A 21,281-nucleotide genomic window follows, 5' to 3' on the forward strand; every position below is an offset into this window, starting at 1 on the left:
ATGTATTGATTGGAGGTTGCAACATGTGGTATTACGAGAAGAAACTCCAATATCCAGTAAGAGTAAGCACCTGTAATCCCAGACTGGCAAAATTTCTCATAGAACAGTATGGTGGTGCAGACGGAGAATTGGCTGCTGCTCTCCGCTATTTAAATCAGCGCTATACCATTCCGGATAAAGTTGTTGGTTTGCTAAATGATATTGGAACAGAAGAATTTGCCCATTTAGAAATGATTGCCACAATGGTTTATAAGCTCACAAAAGATGCCTCACCTGAGCAATTACGGGATGCAGGACTCGGAGATCATTATGCGGATCACGATCGGGCTTTGTTTTATCATAATGCAGCTGGTGTTCCGTTTACTGCAACTTATATCCAAGCTAAAGGTGATCCGATAGCCGATTTGTATGAAGATATCGCAGCCGAGGAAAAAGCCCGCGCAACTTACCAATGGATTATTGATATGTCCGATGACCCAGATTTAAACGATGCTTTGAAATTTTTACGAGAAAGAGAAATTGTTCATTCGCAAAGATTTAGAGAAGCAGTTGAAATATTAAAAGAGGATCGAGGAAAGAAAAAGTATTTTTAATTTTTTTTTTTTTGAGTTCATTGCTCCGTGCGTATTGAACTTAATGTATCATAAAGAAACATATTCACTCGACAAGCCAGTCCCCAGTCCGTATCAAAATAAAGTGAAACTTCCAGCAGTGAGGATTCTTCATCCCCGCTGCTGGTTAGTTGAACCAATCGGGCACTTACGCTTTGATTACCATTAAGCCGCAAAAGGAAGATTTAGTAACCGTTTGTGTGGGATAGAGTGAATACTGGATGAAAAAAAGCGGGTTTGACTCTAGAAAGTCATTAACCTGCTTTTTTTTATAGATTTACATAATCTTCCAGTTTTAAATAATAATATTCCTCTTAGCTTGCAGTTGATTAAAAATAGTTGTAAGAGGAAACATAATTTCATAAAAAACCAGATAACACACAGAGGAAAACATTGATATTTGTTCGTATTTTAGCTTAAATATAAAACAAAGGAAAAATTTTACCAGTTATAAAGAAAAATGAATAATTTTTACTCATTTTGACTGTTTATGATTGATTTTGAATGATTTTGGTGATATTATGTCACTGTAGGAGGGCCGCCTATGTTAACTGAAGAAAGGCATTCATATATTTTAAAAAAGTTGAAAGAAGAGGGAATTGTCAAGTCCCAAGATATTATAAGGGAGCTCAATTGTTCTGAATCAACCGTAAGAAGAGATCTCATTTTACTAGAAGATGCCGGGCACCTGAAACGTATCCATGGAGGCGCCAAACGGGTTTACGATTTGGATGAAGAATTATCAGTTGTTGAAAAATCCGCCAAAAACGTTCAAGAAAAAACATTAATTGCGAGGTATGCAGCTTCTCTTATAAAAGAGAACGATGTGATTTACTTGGATGCCGGAACAACAACTTTAGCAATGATTCCTTTTTTAAATAAAAATATTACAGTTGTAACGAATGGTGTACAGCATGCTTCATTATTGGTAGACCAGCAACTGCGTGTTTACCTTCTTGGTGGAGTGGTCAAAAACACAACGAAAGCGATTGTTGGTGTAAACAGTGTTAGTGAATTGAAAAAATATCGATTTACGAAAGCTTTTCTCGGCATTAATGGTATTGATGAAGAGTATGGCTGTACGACACCCGATCCTGAGGAAGCCTTATTAAAATATACTGCTATACAGCAATCCTCAAATTCATATGTGCTTAGTGATCATTCAAAATGGGGAAAGGTAAATTTTGCGAAGGTGTGTGATTTAGATGAAGTGACGATTATAACAGATCAGATTAAACATTTAAAAAATCATAACATTTTTGAAAACGCTACGATATTGGAGGCAACATCATGATTTATACATTAACAATGAACCCGTCAATAGACTATATCGTACATGTCAAAAACGTTCAACTTGGCGAACTAAACCGAATGGAGGCGGATTTTAAATTCCCGGGAGGAAAGGGAATAAACGTATCCAGGATTTTGCATGAATTAATGACAGAAACGATCGCCCTTGGTTTTATTGGTGGTTTTACCGGTGATTTTATTGAAAATTGGTTAAAAAATGAAGGAGTAAATACTGATTTTACACGCGTTGTCGGAGATACAAGAATCAACATAAAATTAAAATCGGATGTTGAAACCGAAATCAACGGAATTGGTCCAAAAATATCCGCTGAAGAAGCAAATGCTTTATTAAATAAGCTTAGTCAAATTTCGAATGAAGATATAGTCGTATTGTCCGGAAGTAAACCGCCTTCTTTATCTGAAGATTTTTATCACAAAGTGGCAAAACGAACCAGAGAGAAAGGTGCAGAATTTGTCATCGATACAACAAGTAATGAATTGAAGACGATTTTGCCTTTCCGTCCATTACTAGTAAAACCGAATTTAGAAGAATTGGAAGCCATTTTTGATATTAAAATGAATGGTCTGGATGATGTAATAACATACGGAAAAAAATTACTTGAATTAGGTGCCCAAAACGTCATTGTTTCAATGGGTGGCAACGGAGCATTGTTATTCACCGATGAAGATGTATACCAAGGAATCAATCCAAAAGGAACCGTGAAAAATTCGGTAGGAGCGGGTGATTCTTTAATAGCCGGTTTCATTAGCCGCTACGTCGAAACAAAAGACGTTGTTTCCGCTTTTCAATTAGGTATTGCCTCAGGTAGTGCAACCGCTTTCTCAAGTGATTTGGCAAAAAGAAACGAGATTTTATCCTTAGTAAAAAAAGTTGGAATTAAACGTCTTGATTCAACAAACCCATATTAAGATGAGGTGAATAGTAATGAAAGTAACCGAATTATTAAGAAAAGATATTATGCTTATGGATTTGCAATCAACTACCAAAAATGAGGTTATTGATGAAATGATTGCAAGTCTTGAAAAACATCATGTCATAAATAACGCTGACCAATTTAAGGAAGCAATTTTAAAAAGGGAAGAACAAGCTACAACAGGCCTTGGTAACGGGATTGCTATGCCTCATGCCAAAACGGCAGCCGTAAATGAAGCAACCGTCCTGTTTGCCAAAAGTAACAAAGGAGTCGATTATGAATCATTGGATGGGGAACCGACATACCTATTCTTTATGATTGCTGTTCCGGATGGTCTATATGATACACATCTGCAAGCATTAGCAGCTCTTTCCCGCTCATTACTGGATGAAAAATTTATTGAAGGATTAAAGTCTGCAAAAACGCCGGATGAAGTCGTTAATATCTTCCGAAAGAGAGAAGAAGAAAGTGAAGAAAAGGAAGTAAACGTACAAGCGGATACAAGTGAAAAACCGTTTATTGTGGCTGTAACGGCTTGTCCGACGGGAATTGCTCACACTTACATGGCGGAAGAGGCGTTAAAGAAAAAAGCAGCTGAAATGAATGTGGACATTCGTGTCGAGACAAATGGTTCGGAAGGTGTAAAAAATCGTTTAACAGATGATGAAATTCGGCGAGCAAAAGGAGTTATTGTTGCCGCCGATAAAAAAGTTGAAATGTCCCGTTTTAATGGTAAACCGCTTTTAGAGAGACCGGTAAGTGAAGGTATTAACAAACCGGAAGAGTTAATCTCAAAAGTAATCAAAGGTGATGCCCCGACCTTCCATGCTGAAAATGATGATAGACAAAAAGAAGAACCGTCCAATACTTCTGTATGGGGAAAAATTTACAAAGACTTAATGAATGGCGTTTCCCATATGCTTCCTTTCGTTGTCGGTGGCGGGATTTTGATGGCCATTTCCTTCCTGTTTGAAAGTACATTAGGTGATGATAGTGTAACGTTTAAGTTTTTAAATACGATTGGCGGAAATGCCTTCAACTTCTTGATTCCAATTTTAGCCGGATATATTGCGATGAGTATCGGTGATCGTCCGGGATTAATGCCCGGTATGGTCGGCGGTTTGATGGCAGTGAACAGCAATGCCGGATTCTTGGGCGGTTTGGCAGCAGGTTTCTTGGCAGGATATATTGTTGTATTCTTGAAAAAACTATTCCGCGGTATGCCAAGATCATTGGAAGGGTTAAAACCAATACTACTATATCCGATATTGAGCTTGTTCATTGTCGGTACGCTGATGTATTTCATTATTGGCCCGATTTTCTCAAGTATTAATACGGCGGTTGTCGACTTCTTAAGTGATATGGGAACAGCCAATGCGGTATTATTAGGTGCCTTACTTGGCGGAATGATGTCAATTGATATGGGTGGACCATTCAACAAAGCGGCATATACTTTCTCGATCGGTGTATTTACCGATACCGGCGACGGAAGTTTTATGGCTGCAGTTATGGCCGGCGGGATGATTCCACCACTTGCAATAGCCTTGGCAACTACCTTCTTTAAGAATAAATTTACGGATGAGGAAAGACGTTCCGGTTTGTCTAATTATTTACTCGGAATATCCTTTATTACTGAAGGGGCAATTCCGTTTGCGGCTTCTGATCCGTTACGTATTATCGGTTCATCCATTGTTGGTTCTGCGATTGCCGGCGGGCTAACTCAGCTTTGGAATACGGCTATTCCGGCACCACATGGAGGAATTTTCGTCATTGCCCTTGCTGAAAGACCATTTATGTTCTTGATAGCCTTACTTATTGGTACAGTCATCACCGGTTTACTCATTGGCTGTTGGCGAAAACCGGTAAAACAATAGGATATATAATGATGCTATTTTCGGCTCCTTAGGCACTTGTCTAAGGGGCCTTTTTTTACGTCAACTATTCACGTATAAAATGAAAATTTTAACAACATAATGATGGATAAGTAAAAATTATTTTGTTGGTAAAAATATGAAAAGGAGAATGATTATGTCAGGTCTAGGTTTGAAACATGCAGATAGTCATTCAGCAATTCATGAAGCAGCATTGGAGGAGGCAAAGGAGCTAAACAACATTCTAGCTAGATTAGTAAAAGCGGGACAAACTGAAAAGGCATTGCAGACAGCCTATATTGCAGTAGAACATTGGGAAACTCGTACACTCAGACATGCTCAGGCAGAAGAGGAAGGATTATATAAAGAATTAGCAGAGGAACATCCTGAATTGAAGGCTGCAATCACAGCTTTAGTTCGCGACCATAATACAATGCGGTACTTGGTCAAACAAATTAAGCAAACACTTGAAACAGATGGATTTACTGAAGAAGTATTGCAACAATTCCATGCATTAGTTCATGTTGATGCTTACCATAATTTTGAGGAAGAAAAAATATTGCCTCACCATTAAATTCGGAGTTGAGAATATGTCAAACGGAGAGCAACCTATATTTCTTTACAAAGTATCCCCTAAACTATATCGATATATCATTACAGAATTAGAAACTAATTTCCATATTCAACCCTATGATGTTCAATTGGAAGCGATTAATAAAGATGAAGGCATAAAATTAATTGTCCGGTTTGGAGAAAATTTCAACCACAGCTCTGAACAATTTTTTTCTAATGAGCAATTAGAAAATGAAAAACTTGCACTGAAAGAATTTATCGCTAAAACGGGAGGACAATGTATTCAAGTTTTGAAAGATGATTATTTTAATAAGATGACGCCATGATTCTGCCTTAAGGAGGTTATAAATTGTTTATATTTGAACAGGAAGCAGATTTCGTTCAAGATCGTGAAGACCTTTTGTATGTATTACAACTTCGGTTTGGTGAAATTGCTCCGGGAATCATCGAAGCAATCTATCAAATCAGTGATTTACATACTTTGGAGCGACTTATTTTAATCGCTGCTAATGCCCCAACTTTTAAAATATTTCTGGAAGAGTTGGAAACAGGAAATGAAAGCTTTCGGATTGTTGGAAATCGTTTTAATCCGATTGACCCAGCTATGGAAGGGGGAAATCATTATGGTAAAGCGTAAAAATAAATTATTAGATTCTCTTAAATATATAAAACGTGGCAAGATCATAAATGACGGGTGGACTGAAGAAAGCCCGCGTCCACGGGATACGGAAGAAATTTACCGACGTCGTTGGCAGCATGATAAAATCGTCCGTTCGACCCACGGTGTCAATTGTACCGGTTCATGCAGTTGGAAAATATATGTAAAAGACGGAATTATCACTTCTGAAACACAACAAACGGATTATCCTTCAACGGGAGACGATTATCCGGAATATGAGCCAAGAGGTTGTCCGCGGGGCGCAACCTTTTCCTGGTATACGTACAGTCCGGCCAGGGTGAAATATCCATACATTCGTTCCGATCTATATGAATTATGGAAGGCGGAAAGATCTGTCGAGGAAAACCCGATTCAAGCTTGGAAAAATATTGTCACGGACCCGGAGAAAAGAAACAAGTATGTGAAAGCTCGCGGAAAAGGCGGCTTCGTACGAGCAAACTGGCAAGAACTTTGTGAACTGATTGCAAGCTCAGTTATTTATACGATAAAAAAATACGGACCCGATCGAGTAGCCGGTTTTAGTCCAATTCCGGCCATGTCAATGGTAAGTTATGCGGGTGGTGCTCGCTTTCTGTCATTAATCGGTGGTACAATATTAAGTTTCTATGATTGGTATGCCGATCTTCCCCCTGCGTCGCCACAAGTTTGGGGAGAGCAGACCGATGTCCCGGAAAGTGCGGATTGGTATAATGCTAAATATTTTATTATTTGGGGAACAAATTTACCACAAACAAGAACACCTGATGCCCATTTTATGGTGGAAGCAAGGTATAACGGGACAAAAGTGGTCGGAATCAGTCCGGATTATGCCGAATACGACAAGTTTGCCGATATTTGGCTCCCGGCCCGGGCAGGTACAGATGGAGCGTTAGCCATGGCGATGACCCATGTAATTTTAAATGAATTTTATGTCAAACAACAAGTCCCTTATTTTATAAACTACGTCAAAAAATATACCGATTTACCATTTTTAGTCACTATAAAACAAAACGGAAGCGATTATCGAACAGATACTTTTTTACGGGCAAAAGATTTGGGCGATACACAAAATTTAGCAGAATGGAAGACAGTGGTATGGGATGAAAATACGAATAAACCGGAAATCCCTAACGGAAGTATCGGTTTTCGTTGGGATGGAGACAGCAAATGGAATCTTGACTTGACGAAAGTGAACGGGAAGGAAATCAATCCTTTATTAAGTTTCCTTAATCAATCCGATGAGGTTATTGAAGTTACATTTCCTTATTTTGCTGAAGAAGAAGGCGGTGTCATTCGCCGCGGTGTTCCGGTTAAACATGTAAAAGATGCGGATGGGCACATTTTAAAAGTGACGACAGTTTTTGATTTAATGATGGCCCATGTTGGTGTTAATAGAAGTCTTTCGGGTGAATATCCTGAAGATTATCATGACCCTCTTCCATATACACCAGCATGGCAAGAAGAAATTACCGGGGTACATCGAAATCATGTGATTCAAGTTGCTAAGGAATTTGCCGATAATGCTGCGAGGACTGAAGGAAAGTCAATGATTGCCATGGGGGGAGGAACAAATCATTGGCATCACAGTGATCAAATCTATCGTGCCATTTTAAATCTAGTCTTATTGACCGGTTCTCAAGGAGTAAACGGTGGCGGATGGGCTCATTATGTCGGTCAGGAAAAAGTACGCCCTTCAGAAGGTTGGAATGTTGTTTCATTCGCCGGTGATTGGGGAGTGCCATCTAGGCTACAAAACGGAACCTCGTTTTTTTACTTTGCAACTGAGCAATTCCGCTATGAAACAAAGGAAAATATGAAACAAAATCGGTGGAATGGTAAATACACATATATGCACCCGGCTGATATCAATGCACTTTCTGCGAGACTTGGTTGGTTGCCGTCATTCCCACAATTTTCCCAAAACTCTATCGATATTGTGAAAGAAATTAAGGAAAATGGTGCAAAAACTGAACAGGAAATAATTGAAAATGTCGTTCAAAAAATAAAAGCTGGAGAGATTGATTGGGCGATTGAAAACCCTGATGATCCTCGTAATTTCCCGCGTGTCTTTTTCAATTGGCGATCCAATTTACTTGGTGATAGCGGAAAAGGCCATGAATATTTTGTAAAACATTTTATTGGCGCGGATAATGCAGTATTGACCGAACCAAAAAATTGTTGGCAACCGGAAACCGTTAATATTTCGGAAGATGCACCTGAAGGAAAAGCTGATTTATTTGTCAGTATCGATTTCCGCATGACAAGTTCCGGATTATTTTCCGATATTGTATTACCCACTGCAACCTGGTATGAAAAATACGATATCAGCAGTACGGATATGCACCCGTTTATTCATCCGTTTAATGCCGCTATCAGTCCGCCGTGGCAAGCAAAAAGCGATTGGGATACGTTCAGAGAAATTGCTAAAGTCTTCTCTGAACTTGCAAAGCGCTATTTACCGGAAACGGAAGAGTTGTTAATGAGACCGCTGGGACACGATTCCCCAGATGAAATTGCCCAAGCCTACGGAAAAATAAAAGATTGGCGAAAAGGGGAAGTTGAGGCAATTCCGGGAAAAACAATGCCACATTTGAAAGTAGTAAAACGTGATTACCCGAATGTTTTCCATATGATGACATCAATCGGCCAGGAAATTAAGAAAGGTTACGGTGGCAAAGGGGTCATTATACCGGGTGACAAAGTATATGAGGAACTGAAAGATCGATTAGGCATAAATAATCGTGAAGGAATCGGTAAAGGTCATCCGGATTTATATACAGACCAAAAAGCAATTAACTCCATTTTATTAATGTCCGGTGCAACGAACGGAAAACGGGCTGTAGAAGGATGGAAATCGTTAGAGAAGAAAACAGGACAAAAATTAGCGGAGATTGCCCTACCGAGAGAGGAAGAAGATTTTACACTGGATGCGCTAACAATCCAACCGCGAACATCGATTTCAACACCGATTTGGAGCGGGTTGGAAAAAGAGAATAGAAGATATTCGCCTTTTACCGTCAATACGGAATATAACATCCCTTGGAGGACACTGACGGGACGACAAAGTTTTTATCTTGATCATGAGATGATTCTCGACTGCGGGGAGGCACTGCCAATCTACTTACCACCGCTTGCGAAAGCACCTTTTACGAAAAGGGAAAAGGGGGTACCGGATAACGGTAAATCGATTACATTACGGTATTTAACTCCTCACCAAAAGTGGGGGATCCATACGATGTTTACCGAAGCAACACCGATGGTTCAGTTATTCCGAGGCTGGCAGGTTGTTTGGATAAATGAAGAAGATGCAGCTTCTATTGGGATAAAAGATAATGATTATATTGAGGTATATAACCGAAATGGTGTTGTTGTTGCCCGGGCAGTTGTTACTTATCGGATACCAAAAGGGATGTGTTATATGTACCATGCCCAAGACCGGACAATGGGGGTTCCGGGAACAGAAATTAACAAAAAACGTGGCGGGACTCACAACAGTATAACAAGGGTCACTTTAAAACCAACCCATATGATTGGCGGATACTCACAATTAAGTTATGGTTTCAATTACTACGGACCGACCGGCCATCAACGTGACACGATGGCAATAGTCAGACCATTGAAGGAGGTTAACTGGCTTGAGAATTAAAGCACAAGTAGCAATGGTGATGCATCTCGATAAATGTATCGGCTGTCATACTTGCTCAGTCACTTGTAAAACAACTTGGACAAACCGGCCCGGTACGGAATATATGTGGTTTAATAACGTTGAAACAAGACCGGGTATCGGTTATCCAAAAAGATGGGAAGATACAAAGCGGTATAAGGGCGGCTGGGTATTAGAAAACGGGAAACTGAAATTGCGTGCCGGCGGTCCGATAGCGAAACTGGCCAATATTTTTTATAACCCGAATATGGCAGAGTTGGAAGATTTCTATGAACCGTGGTCTTATGATTATGATAACTTAATCCATAGTCCCAAAAGAGAAAATCTTCCTGTTGCAAGGCCCTTTTCGCAAATAACCGGAAAATACATTGACAAACCGGAATGGGGCTCAAACTGGGATGATGATTTAGCAGGCGGCAGTGAAAATGTGAAGCGAGATCCAAATGTAGAAAAACTGCAAGAACATATTAAAATAGAATATGAAAAAACTTTTATGATGTACTTACCAAGGATTTGTGAACATTGTTTAAATCCGTCTTGTGTCGCATCTTGTCCGACAGGTGCTCTATATAAGCGTGATGAAGATGGGATTGTTTTAGTGGACCACGATGCATGCAGGGGTTGGCGTTTTTGTCAAAATGGCTGTCCCTATCATAAAGTCTACTATAATTGGAACACCCATAAAGCAGAAAAATGTAATTTCTGTTATCCGCGGACAGAGGCGGGGTTACCGACAATTTGTTCTGAAACTTGTGTCGGTCGGATTCGCTATATCGGTGTTGTTTTATATGATGCTGATAAAGTAAAAGCGGCAGCATCAGTTGAAGATCCAAAAGAGTTATATAAGGCACAACTTGCATGTTTCCTGGATCCGTTTGACCCGGAAGTACAAGATCAGGCGAGAGAAGCGGGAATAACTGATCCATGGATTGAAGCGGCAAAGGAATCGCCAATCTATAAATTAGCAATCAAATGGAAAATTGCCTTGCCACTCCACCCGGAATACCGGACATTACCAATGGTTTGGTATGTGCCGCCTCTTAGTCCGATTATGAATCATATTACGAATGAGGATGAATTAAAAACAGACGGCTATATTCCGGCTGTTGATCAAATGCGTATTCCAATGGAGTATTTGGCTTCGATTCTAGCTGCCGATGATGTGAAAGTAATTCGGAAAGTGTTATTAAAACTTACCGCCATGCGTGTATTTATGCGAGGAAAAACAGTTGGGGGTATCGATGAATTCCGTCAAAGTGAATTGTTAAAGGAAGCAGAAACTACTCCCGAAGAAGTGGTAGAAATGGCAAGATTATTAGGTGTTGCCAAATATAAAGAACGTTATGTCATCCCGACCGGACGCAGGGAAATGGATGATGACCTTTTTTATCAGCAAGGTGCCTGCAGTATAGAAGATTTGGCACCGAAAGAAGGAATGAATCCAAGATACGGTATGATGAAAGTGAGAGAGAATTTATGAATAATGAGAAACGTACCATTCTTGTCATTTCTGCCCGCCTATTGGATTACCCGGCGAATGGGATAAAGAATTTAATTAATGATATAGAAGAATTAGTAGAAAATTTAATTGCTAAGACAGATGTAAAGGAAGAGATTAGGCAAATGTACAAGCCTTTATCCGATTTCAATGATACAGAAATTCAAGAACTGTACGTTGAAACTTTCGATTTGAAAACGAAGCTTGGTCTTTATTTGACCGCTCATGAATTGGGTGACAGCAGTCGGCGAGGAGCCGCTTTAATTAAATTACAAAAAATAATCAACCAGTCCGGATTTGAACGGACCGGTGAGGAATTAGCAGACTATATCCCAATGTTGCTGGAGTTTTTGGCAGTCGCTCCCGAAAATCATGAGACAAATCGTTTACAGAAAAGACTTGGTGTTGTCATCAACTATATGTTGGAAAATGTAAATCAACAAAACCCGTATGGCGGAATCTTTAAAGTGTTAATGAAACATGTCTTCCCAACTCCAACAAAAGAAGAAATAGAGCAACTAGAGTTGGGAAGGGAAGAAGCAGATTTAGAAGAACTGCCATACCCGATCATGTATCAATGATCGGGTATGGTATCACTTGACAGTCAAGGAGGAACAAATATGGTCGATATTTTTTTATGGGTCGTATTCCCATATATCTGCTTAACCATTATGATTTTCGGTCTCCTTTATCGTTTTGCATTCAGACAATTAACTTGGGCGGCCCCTTCAACGAATTTTTTTGAGAAAAAATGGCTAAAAATTGGTTCACCTCTATTTCATTATGGGATTATTTTCGCATTTTTTGGACATGTAATGGGGATTTTGATTCCTTGGGAGTTTTATCAGACACTCGGCATTTCTGATCATATGTATCATTTTGGGGCGATTTACGGTGGGGGTTTGGCAGGTTTAATGGTCGTTTGTGGACTTGTGATTCTGTTAATTCGAAAAATGATCATTGACCCGGTCCGTATTAAAGCAACATTTGCAGATTATTTTTCTGTCCTCGCTGTATTATTTGTTGCTGCGACAGGAACGTATATGACAATCATTTACAATTTGACTGTGGTGGCTTATGAGTACCGTGCGACTATAGGTCCTTGGTTTCGCAGTTTATTTATTTTTCAGCCGAGATTTGATTTGATGACTGATATTCCGTATATATTTAAAATCCATGTTATTACCGCATTTGCACTTTTTGCATCGATTCCGTTTACCAGGCTCGTCCATATCTTTAGTTTTCCAATCCGCTATCCGGCTCGTCCGCCACAACAGTATCGGTCCCGTTCAGGATATCGTAGGCAGAAGGTTTAAAAAACATTTATCTGAGTTCTAACCATATCTCCCAAAAAGTTTGAAAAAGTGGTCTTGAGCCGAGTTCTCAAGAACAAAACTTATGAAAAATATGGAAAAGTGCCTTAATGCCGTTTCCCAAGATCAAAACGGAAGCAAATATTTGAAAAGATGGTCTTGAAACCAAGTTTTCAATTCGAAAATGCACGCAAATGTTTTAAAAAGTGGTTTTGACACCAACCCATTATTTTTCATTTTAAGACTGGAATCGGTCGATACGATCAATTTTGGTGATGTTTTTCACACGATATCTATAATATAAAAAAAGCAACCTGATTCATCCGGGTTGCTCTATTATTTTTATCATTTTTATCATTTCTTCACAGGTGCAAATTTTTCTTGATAGTACAAAAATACAACAATAACAAAGCTGACTAAGGCGAATTCAGACATAAGCATGAAGGCAATCGCATATTGTCCCGTCATGTTATTAACCGCTGTCAATAGCAGTGGCGGGAAAAATCCTCCAAGCCCCCCCATTGCCGAAACAACCCCATTGACTACTCCGGCTTGATTCGAAAAATAGAAGGGGACCAGTTTAAATATCGTCCCATTCCCAATACCTGCAGAAACAGCGACAGATAATGCCCCGACCGTATACCAAGTAATATCCGGCGAAAAGGCTAATAATATCCCTGATAAAGAAACGAAGATGAACACGATCATTAAGATTACAAAGGGATTGAATCGGTCTGCCAAAAATCCACCAATCGGTCGCATAGCAGTTGCCAAAACAATAAAAATTCCTGTTCTGATTCCGGCGTCAACAGGATCCAAACCAAAGAACGTTACTAAAAAATTTGGCAAAAATACAGTAAAGGCAACAAAAGCGCCGAAAGTGATAAAGTAAAACAAACTAAGAAACCAAAGCGTGGCATTTTTATAAACACCTTGGATTTGTTCCACCATTGATTTCTTTACTCTAACTTCTTTCCGATCTCCAAAAATAAACAATAAAACAATGAATGCCAACAATAGAATTAAGTATAGGCGAACGGTATCTTGCCAACCAATTGATTTCGCTAGAATTGGTGCGCCAAATGTCGTGATCGCTGTTCCGGCATTACCGACACCATAGATTCCGTTAATAAAACCTTGCCTCTCTTTCGAATAATATTTAGGTAGAGAGGTCACACCGATGGAAAATGTTGCACCTCCCACACCTAGAAAAAGGACCGCCGATAACAAGATCAATAAAAGTGTTGGCTGTACTGATATAAAATATAGGGAACAAAAGGATAAGAAAACTAATTATGAAGATAATTCTTGCACCGAACCTGTCCGTATAAAATCCGAGGGGTATTCGCAACACGGAACCTAAAATAACCGGGACTGCAGTAACAATCGATACCTGTACGGGTGTGAGCAAAATATCTTCCTTAATAAAGGTCATCAAAGAAGATAATAATACCCAAACCATGAATCCAACAATAAGACTTGTTGTTTGCAGAGATAATTGAATACCGGGTTTCCTCATTTTGAGTTTCCTTTCTATTTTTCATATATTATTTGTAACAAGTATCAAGTTTAAACAGCGTTTTTTATACGTAAGAAAAGATAAATTTTCAGTTAGGAAGTATTCGATTTTTCGCTAAATGAACACAAAAATGGTTCATCTTTTGCCAAGCTTTTAAATAATGGGAAACGCCGTAGTAATTCATTTATTGATGTAGGATTCAAACTGATTTGATTCGAACATACGTTATCATGAGCAAATTCTAATTCTCTTATAGATGTAGGATTCAACCGCCCTGATATAAGTCACATATTCACAGTGAAGTAAATCACACCGCTTTGCTGAAAACTATTTTAAAATAAAGACATATTTCATCAGTAAATGGAGGTTTCTTTATGAATATAGAATTTACTACAAAAATCTTTGCACCGGATATTGAACCAAAATATCGTCACGCAAAAATATTTGAAACGTTTGATGGATTACAATCTGGCCAATACATGGAATTAACCAACGACCATGATCCGAAACCGCTATATTATCAGTTTTTGATTGAACGGGAAGGATGTTTCACATGGGATTACATTGAAGAAGGACCGGAACAATGGCGTGTTGCTATCGGTAAAAAATAAATAACTTAAGTTTCGCATCCCAAAGGCGGGTGGGTGTTTCGTCGTCAAAAAATAGCATTTTTCGCATCAATATGGCGACGAGAATAAGTTTCGTCGTCAAAAAATAGCATTTTTCGCATCAATATGGCGGCGAGAAGAGGCCTCGTCGTCAAAAAATAGCATTTCTCGCCTCAAAATGACGACGAGAAAAGGTCTCGTCGTCAAAAAATAGCATTTCTCGCCTCAAAATGGCGACGAGAATAAGTTTCGTCGCCAAAAAGGAGCAATTTCCGGTTCAAAATGGTGACGAGAAAAGGTCTCGTCGTCAAAAAATAGCATTTCTCGCCTCAAAATGACGACGAGAATATGTTTCGTTGACTAATTGGTTTTTAAGGTGCAAAACTCAAGTAAATAAACATACAATTCCGGTTGTCCCGGATAAACAAAGGAACAATATAGGAAGTTTCAAACAGTGGGGAATCGATATCCCTCACTGTTTGTTGTTAATCAAATCGGATGCATGCGGGCTTTTCTTCTACCACCTATTGTATCGACTCAAATCTTCAAACGGGATTCTTTGACTTTCCGTTAGGAGTGGGATAAAACGTTTTACGCTTGTCCCGGTTTTTCTTTTAATGTCCGATAACCTCCTTCTAAAAAGATAAGTGGCTCTCCTTCAAATATCTGTAAATTAGTGACTTTCCCAACGATTAAAACATGATCTCCTTCTTCGTATTCAGACGAAACCGTACAGATGATTTGTGCCAAAGTATTAGGAATTACAGGCATTCCGTCGAGAAAATCAAATTCGATTTCTTTAGTTGATTTCTTTTTTGAAGCAAAGTGATTTGAAATATTTATTTGATCTTTATTTAAAACATTCACAGTAAATAACCCACGCTGCTTTATTTTATTTAGTGTCTGTGAAGTTTTGTTTAAGGAAATTAATATAAGCATAGGATTTAAAGATACGGACATAAATGCATTTACTGTTGCAGCGAATATTTCCCCATTTAGCTCTGTGACGACAACGGTAACCCCTGTCGCAAATTTTCCCATTGCATCACGAAACAAACGTTCATCCATCGATTCATACACACCCTCTCCAATATTTAAAACGAAATGAAACCAATCACTATTCGACAATTTTATGATGTTTTTTAGTACAAACAACAAGTTGATTGTTCATTTGTATCAAAAAAGTTTTCTCTATTATAACAAACTTGTGACGAATATGTGGCAATAATGCTTCATACTGTTAGTAAAGGGTAAAAAGCAGAATATCAAACTACTGGAATTATAGAACTGTGGAATTAAACACATTTAAAAATGATTTTTATTAAGCAAAATATTTTATTATAATAGGGTTACTATTATTTTTTTTATTTTAGGAGGATGAATTATGTTAAGAAAAATACATACAGAACATGCACCGCAGGCAATTGGTCCGTATTCACAAGGGATAGAAGCGGGAAATTTTATTTTTTTGTCAGGTCAAATTCCAGTTGATCCAGAAACAAATGAAATTATCGAGGGTGATATTGTTGCTCAGACTAACCAGGTGATGCGAAATATTCAGGCGATTTTGGCAAGCATTGGATTAACGCTCAATCATATTGTTAAAACGACTATTTTCTTAAAAAATATGGATGAGTTTACATTAGTTAATGAGGCTTATGCCAAGCATTTCGGCGAACACCGCCCGGCTAGATCAACGGTTGAGGTCAGTCGTCTCCCTAAAAATGTCAGCATTGAAATTGAGGTGATTGCAGCAAAATAAAATGTGATTAGTACAGACTGCAGCCTTGATGTCGATTATGGAGATATCTCCTTCAACCTATTTTACCGGCTCGAAACTTGAGAGGGGATTCCTTCATCAGGTTGCAACATTAGAATCGATAAAGAGTTTATTGTTGATGAATGTTTCAGGTTCAATAAGAAATAAAAGTCAGGCAGGGACAGATTTTCAAAGAATTAATCTGTCCCTCAAGTTATGAAGGTTGTATACGATAAAATTCCGATTAATTGTTCTGACATATATGCCGGAGTATAAGAAAAGTTTCCATTTACCCATTCAACAATCAATCCGAAAATTGCATAGGCAATATAGGAGGAAAAGATTTCTGGATTAATATTTTTTAGTAAACCACTTTTTGTCGTCAAATCCTGAAGAACTAAATTTTTTAAAACTTGACAAATTTTATTTTGAAACCCGGGTAGAACATTTGAATGAATAGTAATTTTATAAAATTTCGCATATAGAAATACATGTTCAAAAATTTTGATTGAGGATGATGAAAGGTCACTAATCCCAAGTATGTCTTTTTGTAAATAAGGCTCCCGGTATGAACGAATGAGATCCTCTAATACTTCTTCAATTAGATCCCCAAGTCATTCTTCTTTTGTTTGGTAGTGTTTGTAAAATGTTCCTCGATTTAAATTAGAAATGTTGACAATGTCTGTAATTGTAATTTTGTTAAAGTCTTTATTCTCCATTAATATTAATAATGCTTCTTTTAAAGCAGTTTTGGACTTATTAATTCGTCGATCAACAGTCATCAACAAAACACCACCTGATTGTCTATTATTTTTCTATATTTATACAAACATTTCAAGCGATGCTCATTATTGAACAAAGCATGGACAATTTGTATATTGATATGTTCATTATAGAACAGTACAATGAAAATGTGTAGGCGACTATGTGAAAAATGTAGAGACTGCTATTAGAAATATTGAAAACGCTTTATTTTCAAGTCGTACTAATATATGAAAAAGGTGGTATGTTTAATATGAAACTCGAAGGAAAAGTTGCAGTGGTGACAGGAGCAGCCTCAGGAATGGGGAAAGCGATTGCCCAAGTTTTTGCAAAAGAAGGTGCAAAGGTAATTGTTGCTGACCTAAATATAGCAGGTGCAGAACAGGTTGTAGAGGAAATTGTCAAAAATGGTGGTACGGCTAAAGCAATCGAAGTGAATGTGGCAAAATTAGCTGATATTGAAAACATGATTGATACGGCAGTCAACGAATTTGGCACATTGGATATACTGGTAAATAATGCAGGAATTATGGATGGTTTTGAACCGGTCGGAGATATTTCAGAAGAAAAATGGGATTTAATATTTGATGTAAATACAAAAGCTGTTATGCGTTCAATGCGTAAAGCAGTTCCAATTTTTCTGGAAAAAGGGAAGGGTATCATCATTAATATTGCTTCAACCGGCGGATTGAACGGAGCACACGCCGGAGCTGCTTATGGTGCTTCGAAACATGCTGTTGTCGGATTAACAAAAAATACCGGCTTTATGTATGCAAAAGAAGGAATCCGCTGTAATGCAATTGCCCCGGGTGCGGTAAATACAAATATTTCTGCTTCAATGACCAATGTGAATCAATTTGGGTTAAGTCGTGCCGGAGTGGCTCATGCTGTTTCTCCGCGTACTGGTGAACCGGAAGAAATTGCCCAAGCTGCATTATTCTTGGCGTCGGATGAATCCAGCTTTGTCAATGGTACTGTATTAGTTGTTGACGGTGGCTGGACAGCAGCATTTTAATTGAACAGGAATCTTTAAGGAATGGATCGGTAGAGTAAAAAATTAGTATATTTTCAAAAGAAAAATAGTTTCCTACCAAACCATTTATTTTTAGAAAAGAACATATGTATTTCAACACATCCATAGTGAGAACATTATGGATGTGTTTTTTACCCTGCTATGCCAGAAGTCCTTATCATTGTCCCAATTTCAAATAATGTCATAAGTCGGACAGATATCCATACTCCGTTTGTAACCATATTACCATAATACATTCACACTATTTCAACCATTAATACAAGAAAACCTATTTGACTTCCAGCATACCTTTAATGAAATCTCTAAGGTATCTTACCAAGTTGCAGAAATGGCAGAGCAGCTAAACTTTCTAAATCATGAACTTTCGAATAAGTTAGAAAAGTAGTTTTTCATTAAAGTTATTTTTCAATCTTTTAAAAAGTAAGGAATAGAAAAAATTTTTCCATACGCATGTATTGACATCCGAAAAGAATCTCTCCATAATAAATATAAAAGTATATGGATCGGTAACGAAGGACTAGTATGCAGAACTTGATATGTTAGAGAGCGGGATTCGTGGCTGCAAAATTCCGTCATATTCAAACTGCAGAACCTGCCTTCCGAGTCTCATGGCAAAACCATGGGCGCAAATTCGCGTTAGAGAAAGAAGCGGAGTACAATATTTTTGTGCTCAATCAAGGTGGTACCGCGGAAGATAAGCTCTTTCGTCCTGAAATTTTCAGGATGATTGGGCTTTTTATTTTAAAAATTTTTAAGAGGGAATGAAAATGTCAAAAGAACGCATTGTTGTAAAAATTGGAAGCAGTTCATTAACCAATCACAAAGGTGAAATTGACCAGGATAAATTGACTGATCATGTTGATGCGATTGCAACTTTGGTGGGAGCCAATCATGAAGTCATTTTAGTGTCATCAGGTGCTGTTGCTGCAGGCTTCAAAAAATTAGGATATCCGAGTCGACCGGTTACGTTGAAAGGGAAACAAGCGGCTGCAAGTGTCGGTCAGAGTCTATTGATTCAAACATATATGGAAAAATTTAGTGAATATAATATTACTGCTGCTCAAATTTTATTAACAAGGTCAGATTTCTCCAATCGTGACCGTTATCGAAATGCCTATGCAACGATTACTGAGCTTTTAGAAAGAGGGATTGTTCCGATCATTAATGAAAACGACACGGTTTCTGTTGATGAATTAACATTCGGTGATAATGATATGTTGTCAAGTTTAGTAAGTGGATTCATTCATGCAGACAGACTGATTATTTTAACGGATATTGACGGAATTTATGATGGGAATCCGCGTACCAATCCGAATGCGAAGAAATTTTACTTTTTAGAAGGTATTCCCGAAGACATGTTGGAGAGAGCTGATTCCACAGGTTCAAAAGTGGGAACCGGCGGAATGAAGTCAAAACTCTTAGCTGCACAAACGGCTCTTTCTCTTGGTGTTTCCGTATTTATCGGTATGGGCAACGGAAAAAATAAGCTGTTGGAAATTATCGACGGAAAAGGAAATGGAACATATATCTTTAATCGCGAACATCATGCCTTGAATACAAAAAAGCAGTGGATTGCTCTTCATTCTGAGTCTTCCGGGAAAATCTATGTTGACCAAGGTGCTGTCGAAGCGATCCTTTATAATGGAAAAAGTCTTCTTGCGCCTGGTGTATTTAAAGTCACTGGTACTTTTGAGAAAGGGGATGTTGTTGAAGTCATCGGGGCGAAAGGTTTTATTGGCAAAGGTGAAGTAAGTTGTTCCTCAGCTGAACTAAAAAATTATCTTGAAGAAAAATATCGACAAGGAAAAGATAATGAGTCCTCATTGGAGGTTATTCATCGCAATAACTGGGTAAAAGCAAAAAAAGTCATATAAGAGGTTTGATAAATTTGATGAATGGGGGAAAAGAAATGGGACAGATTGCACAAAACAATGAAGTACTGTTAAAAGGGAAATTGGCAAAAACAGCCAGCTATAAAATGACCGGGATCACAAGCGAGCAAAAAAACGAAGCGCTGAAAAAAATTGCAGAACAAATATTGGTAGATCAAAATGTCATCTTATCAGCAAATAAAAGAGATTTACAATTAGGAAAAGAGAAAGGGATGTCAGATGCAATTCTTGACCGGATCATGTTAAATGAAGAACGGATAAATGGAATCGTAGAGGGAATCCAACAAGTCGTTGATTTAGCTGATCCGATTGGTGAAGTACTGGAAACGATCAAGAAAGAAAATGGTTTGTTTATTCAAAGAAAAAGGGTTCCTATCGGTGTGATTGGCATGATTTATGAGGCAAGACCAAATGTAACGATTGATGCGGCAACCCTTGCCCTAAAAACGGGAAATGCAATCATCTTGAGGGGGAGTTCCTCGGCGAAGTTTTCTAATCTTGCTTTAGTTGATTCGATTCATCGAGCCCTGGATAAGACCGCAATTCCGAAAGATGCTGTCCAATTTATTGAAGATACTTCCAGAGAAACGGCTAAAGCTTTGTTTCAATTAAATGATTATTTGGATGTGCTAATTCCAAGAGGTGGTAAAGACTTAATACAAACAGTTATAAGAGAGGCAACGGTTCCTGTCATTGAAACCGGTGCCGGAAATTGCCATATCTTTATCGAGAGAACGGCAAACTTTGAGATGGCAAAGGAAATCGTGTTAAATGCGAAATTGCAACGACCTTCCGTTTGTAATGCAGCGGAATCTTTACTGATTGATCAACATTGGTTTGACAAATATGGCGTCGAGCTTTTACAAGTGTTACACGCTCATCAAGTGGAAATTTACGGGGATGAAAAAATATGTCAGGCCTTCCCACCTGCCCGCCCGGCTACGGAGGAAGATTGGTATCAAGAATATTTAGCGTTAAAAATGAGTGCGAAATTAGTGAATAGTCTAGAAGAAGCAGTTGCCCATATTCATAAATACGGCACAAAACATTCTGAAGCGATCATTACAGAAGATGAGGACCAAGCGGCCATATTTTTACAAAATGTTGATGCCGCAGCCGTTTACCATAATGCTTCCACTCGCTTCACCGATGGATTTGAGTTTGGTTACGGAGCAGAAATCGGGATTAGTACGCAAAAGCTTCATGCCCGCGGTCCAATGGGATTAAAAGCATTAACATCCAGCAAATTTATTATCAAGGGCAAGGGACAAGTAAGAGAATAGGACAATATACAG

20 protein-coding genes and 1 pseudogene are annotated in these 21,281 nt (G+C 38.4%); 17 read left to right on the forward strand and 4 right to left on the reverse strand.

Annotated elements, in window-relative coordinates; translation table 11 throughout:
- The first annotated feature begins 23 nt into the window (after nt 1-23).
- From NSQ14_RS06455 to narI, 11 genes are all read left to right on the forward strand, one after another.
- Nucleotides 24-593, forward strand: a complete 570-nt coding sequence (locus NSQ14_RS06455; protein WP_034769255.1) for a manganese catalase family protein — start codon at nt 24-26, stop codon at nt 591-593.
- Nucleotides 594-1,155: 562 nt separating this feature from the next.
- Nucleotides 1,156-1,905: a DeoR/GlpR family DNA-binding transcription regulator gene (locus NSQ14_RS06460; RefSeq protein WP_328185889.1), complete on the forward strand. Its 750-nt coding sequence runs from the start codon at nt 1,156-1,158 to the stop codon at nt 1,903-1,905.
- The gene (gene pfkB, locus NSQ14_RS06465; RefSeq protein WP_346217004.1) at nt 1,902-2,831 is read left to right on the forward strand and encodes a 1-phosphofructokinase; all 930 of its coding nucleotides are present in this window, start codon (nt 1,902-1,904) and stop codon (nt 2,829-2,831) included. Before NSQ14_RS06460 ends, pfkB begins: the two co-directional genes overlap by 4 nt.
- 16 nt (nt 2,832-2,847) lie before the next feature.
- Entirely contained in the window at nt 2,848-4,710 is a 1,863-nt protein-coding gene (locus NSQ14_RS06470; protein WP_346217005.1) for a fructose-specific PTS transporter subunit EIIC, read from the forward strand.
- A gap of 154 nt (nt 4,711-4,864) precedes the next feature.
- Nucleotides 4,865-5,281 (forward strand): hemerythrin domain-containing protein, encoded by a 417-nt coding sequence (locus NSQ14_RS06475; protein WP_346217006.1) that lies wholly within the window; start codon nt 4,865-4,867, stop codon nt 5,279-5,281.
- A 16-nt stretch (nt 5,282-5,297) separates the two neighbouring features.
- Nucleotides 5,298-5,606: a hypothetical protein gene (locus NSQ14_RS06480; RefSeq protein ID WP_041847552.1), complete on the forward strand. Its 309-nt coding sequence runs from the start codon at nt 5,298-5,300 to the stop codon at nt 5,604-5,606.
- 23 nt (nt 5,607-5,629) lie between these two features.
- Complete coding sequence (locus NSQ14_RS06485; protein WP_251241885.1) at nt 5,630-5,917, forward strand: hypothetical protein; 288 nt, start codon at nt 5,630-5,632, stop codon at nt 5,915-5,917.
- Nucleotides 5,904-9,584 carry a nitrate reductase subunit alpha gene (locus tag NSQ14_RS06490; RefSeq protein ID WP_346217007.1) on the forward strand — a complete coding sequence of 1,227 codons (3,681 nt, stop codon included), beginning with the start codon at nt 5,904-5,906 and terminating at the stop codon, nt 9,582-9,584. Before NSQ14_RS06485 ends, NSQ14_RS06490 begins: the two co-directional genes overlap by 14 nt.
- Nucleotides 9,574-11,082, forward strand: coding sequence for a nitrate reductase subunit beta (gene narH / locus NSQ14_RS06495; protein ID WP_328185898.1), 1,509 nt, complete (start codon nt 9,574-9,576; stop codon nt 11,080-11,082). The genes NSQ14_RS06490 and narH overlap by 11 nt, the downstream gene beginning before the upstream one ends.
- Complete coding sequence (gene narJ, locus NSQ14_RS06500; RefSeq protein WP_034769269.1) at nt 11,079-11,681, forward strand: nitrate reductase molybdenum cofactor assembly chaperone; 603 nt, start codon at nt 11,079-11,081, stop codon at nt 11,679-11,681. Before narH ends, narJ begins: the two co-directional genes overlap by 4 nt.
- Before the next feature lie 39 nt (nt 11,682-11,720).
- Nucleotides 11,721-12,416 (forward strand): respiratory nitrate reductase subunit gamma, encoded by a 696-nt coding sequence (narI, locus tag NSQ14_RS06505; RefSeq protein WP_034769271.1) that lies wholly within the window; start codon nt 11,721-11,723, stop codon nt 12,414-12,416.
- A gap of 351 nt (nt 12,417-12,767) precedes the next feature.
- On the opposite strand, the pseudogene NSQ14_RS06510 reads toward narI, so the two are convergent.
- Nucleotides 12,768-13,932 (reverse strand): annotated as a pseudogene (locus tag NSQ14_RS06510) (nitrate/nitrite transporter).
- Nucleotides 13,933-14,306: 374 nt separating this feature from the next.
- Between NSQ14_RS06510 and NSQ14_RS06520 the strand changes: the two are divergent.
- The gene (locus NSQ14_RS06520) at nt 14,307-14,543 is read left to right on the forward strand and encodes a DUF2249 domain-containing protein (protein WP_034769274.1); all 237 of its coding nucleotides are present in this window, start codon (nt 14,307-14,309) and stop codon (nt 14,541-14,543) included.
- A gap of 588 nt (nt 14,544-15,131) precedes the next feature.
- Here NSQ14_RS06520 and NSQ14_RS06525 read toward each other — a convergent pair.
- Nucleotides 15,132-15,620 (reverse strand): flavin reductase family protein, encoded by a 489-nt coding sequence (locus NSQ14_RS06525; protein WP_320061362.1) that lies wholly within the window; start codon nt 15,618-15,620, stop codon nt 15,132-15,134.
- A gap of 304 nt (nt 15,621-15,924) precedes the next feature.
- On the opposite strand from NSQ14_RS06525, the gene NSQ14_RS06530 reads away from it, so the two are divergent.
- Nucleotides 15,925-16,302: a RidA family protein gene (locus NSQ14_RS06530; protein ID WP_034769276.1), complete on the forward strand. Its 378-nt coding sequence runs from the start codon at nt 15,925-15,927 to the stop codon at nt 16,300-16,302.
- Between the two features lie 206 nt (nt 16,303-16,508).
- Here the strand turns inward: NSQ14_RS06530 and NSQ14_RS06535 are convergent, their stop codons facing one another.
- The gene (locus tag NSQ14_RS06535) at nt 16,509-16,901 is read right to left on the reverse strand and encodes a TetR-like C-terminal domain-containing protein (protein ID WP_309240460.1); all 393 of its coding nucleotides are present in this window, start codon (nt 16,899-16,901) and stop codon (nt 16,509-16,511) included.
- Between the two features lie 12 nt (nt 16,902-16,913).
- Nucleotides 16,914-17,081, reverse strand: a complete 168-nt coding sequence (locus tag NSQ14_RS06540; RefSeq protein ID WP_227139952.1) for a TetR/AcrR family transcriptional regulator — start codon at nt 17,079-17,081, stop codon at nt 16,914-16,916.
- Nucleotides 17,082-17,314: 233 nt separating this feature from the next.
- On the opposite strand from NSQ14_RS06540, the gene NSQ14_RS06545 reads away from it, so the two are divergent.
- The 4 genes from NSQ14_RS06545 to NSQ14_RS06560 all read left to right on the forward strand — a co-directional run bounded on the left by NSQ14_RS06545 (nt 17,315) and on the right by NSQ14_RS06560 (nt 21,269).
- Complete coding sequence (locus NSQ14_RS06545; RefSeq protein ID WP_034769278.1) at nt 17,315-18,076, forward strand: SDR family oxidoreductase; 762 nt, start codon at nt 17,315-17,317, stop codon at nt 18,074-18,076.
- A gap of 573 nt (nt 18,077-18,649) precedes the next feature.
- A complete protein-coding gene (locus NSQ14_RS06550) occupies nt 18,650-18,859 on the forward strand; it encodes a hypothetical protein (protein ID WP_034769292.1) in 210 nt (69 codons plus the stop codon).
- A gap of 2 nt (nt 18,860-18,861) precedes the next feature.
- The gene (gene proB, locus NSQ14_RS06555; RefSeq protein ID WP_034769293.1) at nt 18,862-19,968 is read left to right on the forward strand and encodes a glutamate 5-kinase; all 1,107 of its coding nucleotides are present in this window, start codon (nt 18,862-18,864) and stop codon (nt 19,966-19,968) included.
- 35 nt (nt 19,969-20,003) lie between these two features.
- Nucleotides 20,004-21,269 carry a glutamate-5-semialdehyde dehydrogenase gene (locus tag NSQ14_RS06560; RefSeq protein WP_034769294.1) on the forward strand — a complete coding sequence of 422 codons (1,266 nt, stop codon included), beginning with the start codon at nt 20,004-20,006 and terminating at the stop codon, nt 21,267-21,269.
- Nucleotides 21,270-21,281 lie beyond the last annotated feature (12 nt).

The organism is Caldifermentibacillus hisashii (assembly GCF_039654145.1).
In the GTDB taxonomy this organism is placed as follows: domain Bacteria; phylum Bacillota; class Bacilli; order Bacillales; family Caldibacillaceae; genus Caldifermentibacillus; species Caldifermentibacillus hisashii.

Excerpts from the sequence above, each read along its gene's own strand:
- NSQ14_RS06520 (WP_034769274.1), top strand. The coding sequence starts at position 14,307 with ATGAATATAGAATTTACTACAAAAATCTTTGCACCGGATATTGAACCA.
- NSQ14_RS06455 (WP_034769255.1), top strand. The coding sequence starts at position 24 with ATGTGGTATTACGAGAAGAAACTCCAATATCCAGTAAGAGTAAGCACC.
- NSQ14_RS06545 (WP_034769278.1), top strand. The coding sequence starts at position 17,315 with ATGAAACTCGAAGGAAAAGTTGCAGTGGTGACAGGAGCAGCCTCAGGA.
- pfkB (WP_346217004.1), top strand. The coding sequence starts at position 1,902 with ATGATTTATACATTAACAATGAACCCGTCAATAGACTATATCGTACAT.
- NSQ14_RS06460 (WP_328185889.1), top strand. The coding sequence starts at position 1,156 with ATGTTAACTGAAGAAAGGCATTCATATATTTTAAAAAAGTTGAAAGAA.
- NSQ14_RS06475 (WP_346217006.1), top strand. The coding sequence starts at position 4,865 with ATGTCAGGTCTAGGTTTGAAACATGCAGATAGTCATTCAGCAATTCAT.
- narJ (WP_034769269.1), top strand. The coding sequence starts at position 11,079 with ATGAATAATGAGAAACGTACCATTCTTGTCATTTCTGCCCGCCTATTG.
- NSQ14_RS06480 (WP_041847552.1), top strand. The coding sequence starts at position 5,298 with ATGTCAAACGGAGAGCAACCTATATTTCTTTACAAAGTATCCCCTAAA.
- NSQ14_RS06540 (WP_227139952.1), bottom strand. The coding sequence starts at position 17,081 with ATGACTGTTGATCGACGAATTAATAAGTCCAAAACTGCTTTAAAAGAA.
- narI (WP_034769271.1), top strand. The coding sequence starts at position 11,721 with ATGGTCGATATTTTTTTATGGGTCGTATTCCCATATATCTGCTTAACC.
- NSQ14_RS06490 (WP_346217007.1), top strand. The coding sequence starts at position 5,904 with ATGGTAAAGCGTAAAAATAAATTATTAGATTCTCTTAAATATATAAAA.
- NSQ14_RS06560 (WP_034769294.1), top strand. The coding sequence starts at position 20,004 with ATGGGACAGATTGCACAAAACAATGAAGTACTGTTAAAAGGGAAATTG.
- NSQ14_RS06470 (WP_346217005.1), top strand. The coding sequence starts at position 2,848 with ATGAAAGTAACCGAATTATTAAGAAAAGATATTATGCTTATGGATTTG.
- NSQ14_RS06530 (WP_034769276.1), top strand. The coding sequence starts at position 15,925 with ATGTTAAGAAAAATACATACAGAACATGCACCGCAGGCAATTGGTCCG.
- proB (WP_034769293.1), top strand. The coding sequence starts at position 18,862 with ATGTCAAAAGAACGCATTGTTGTAAAAATTGGAAGCAGTTCATTAACC.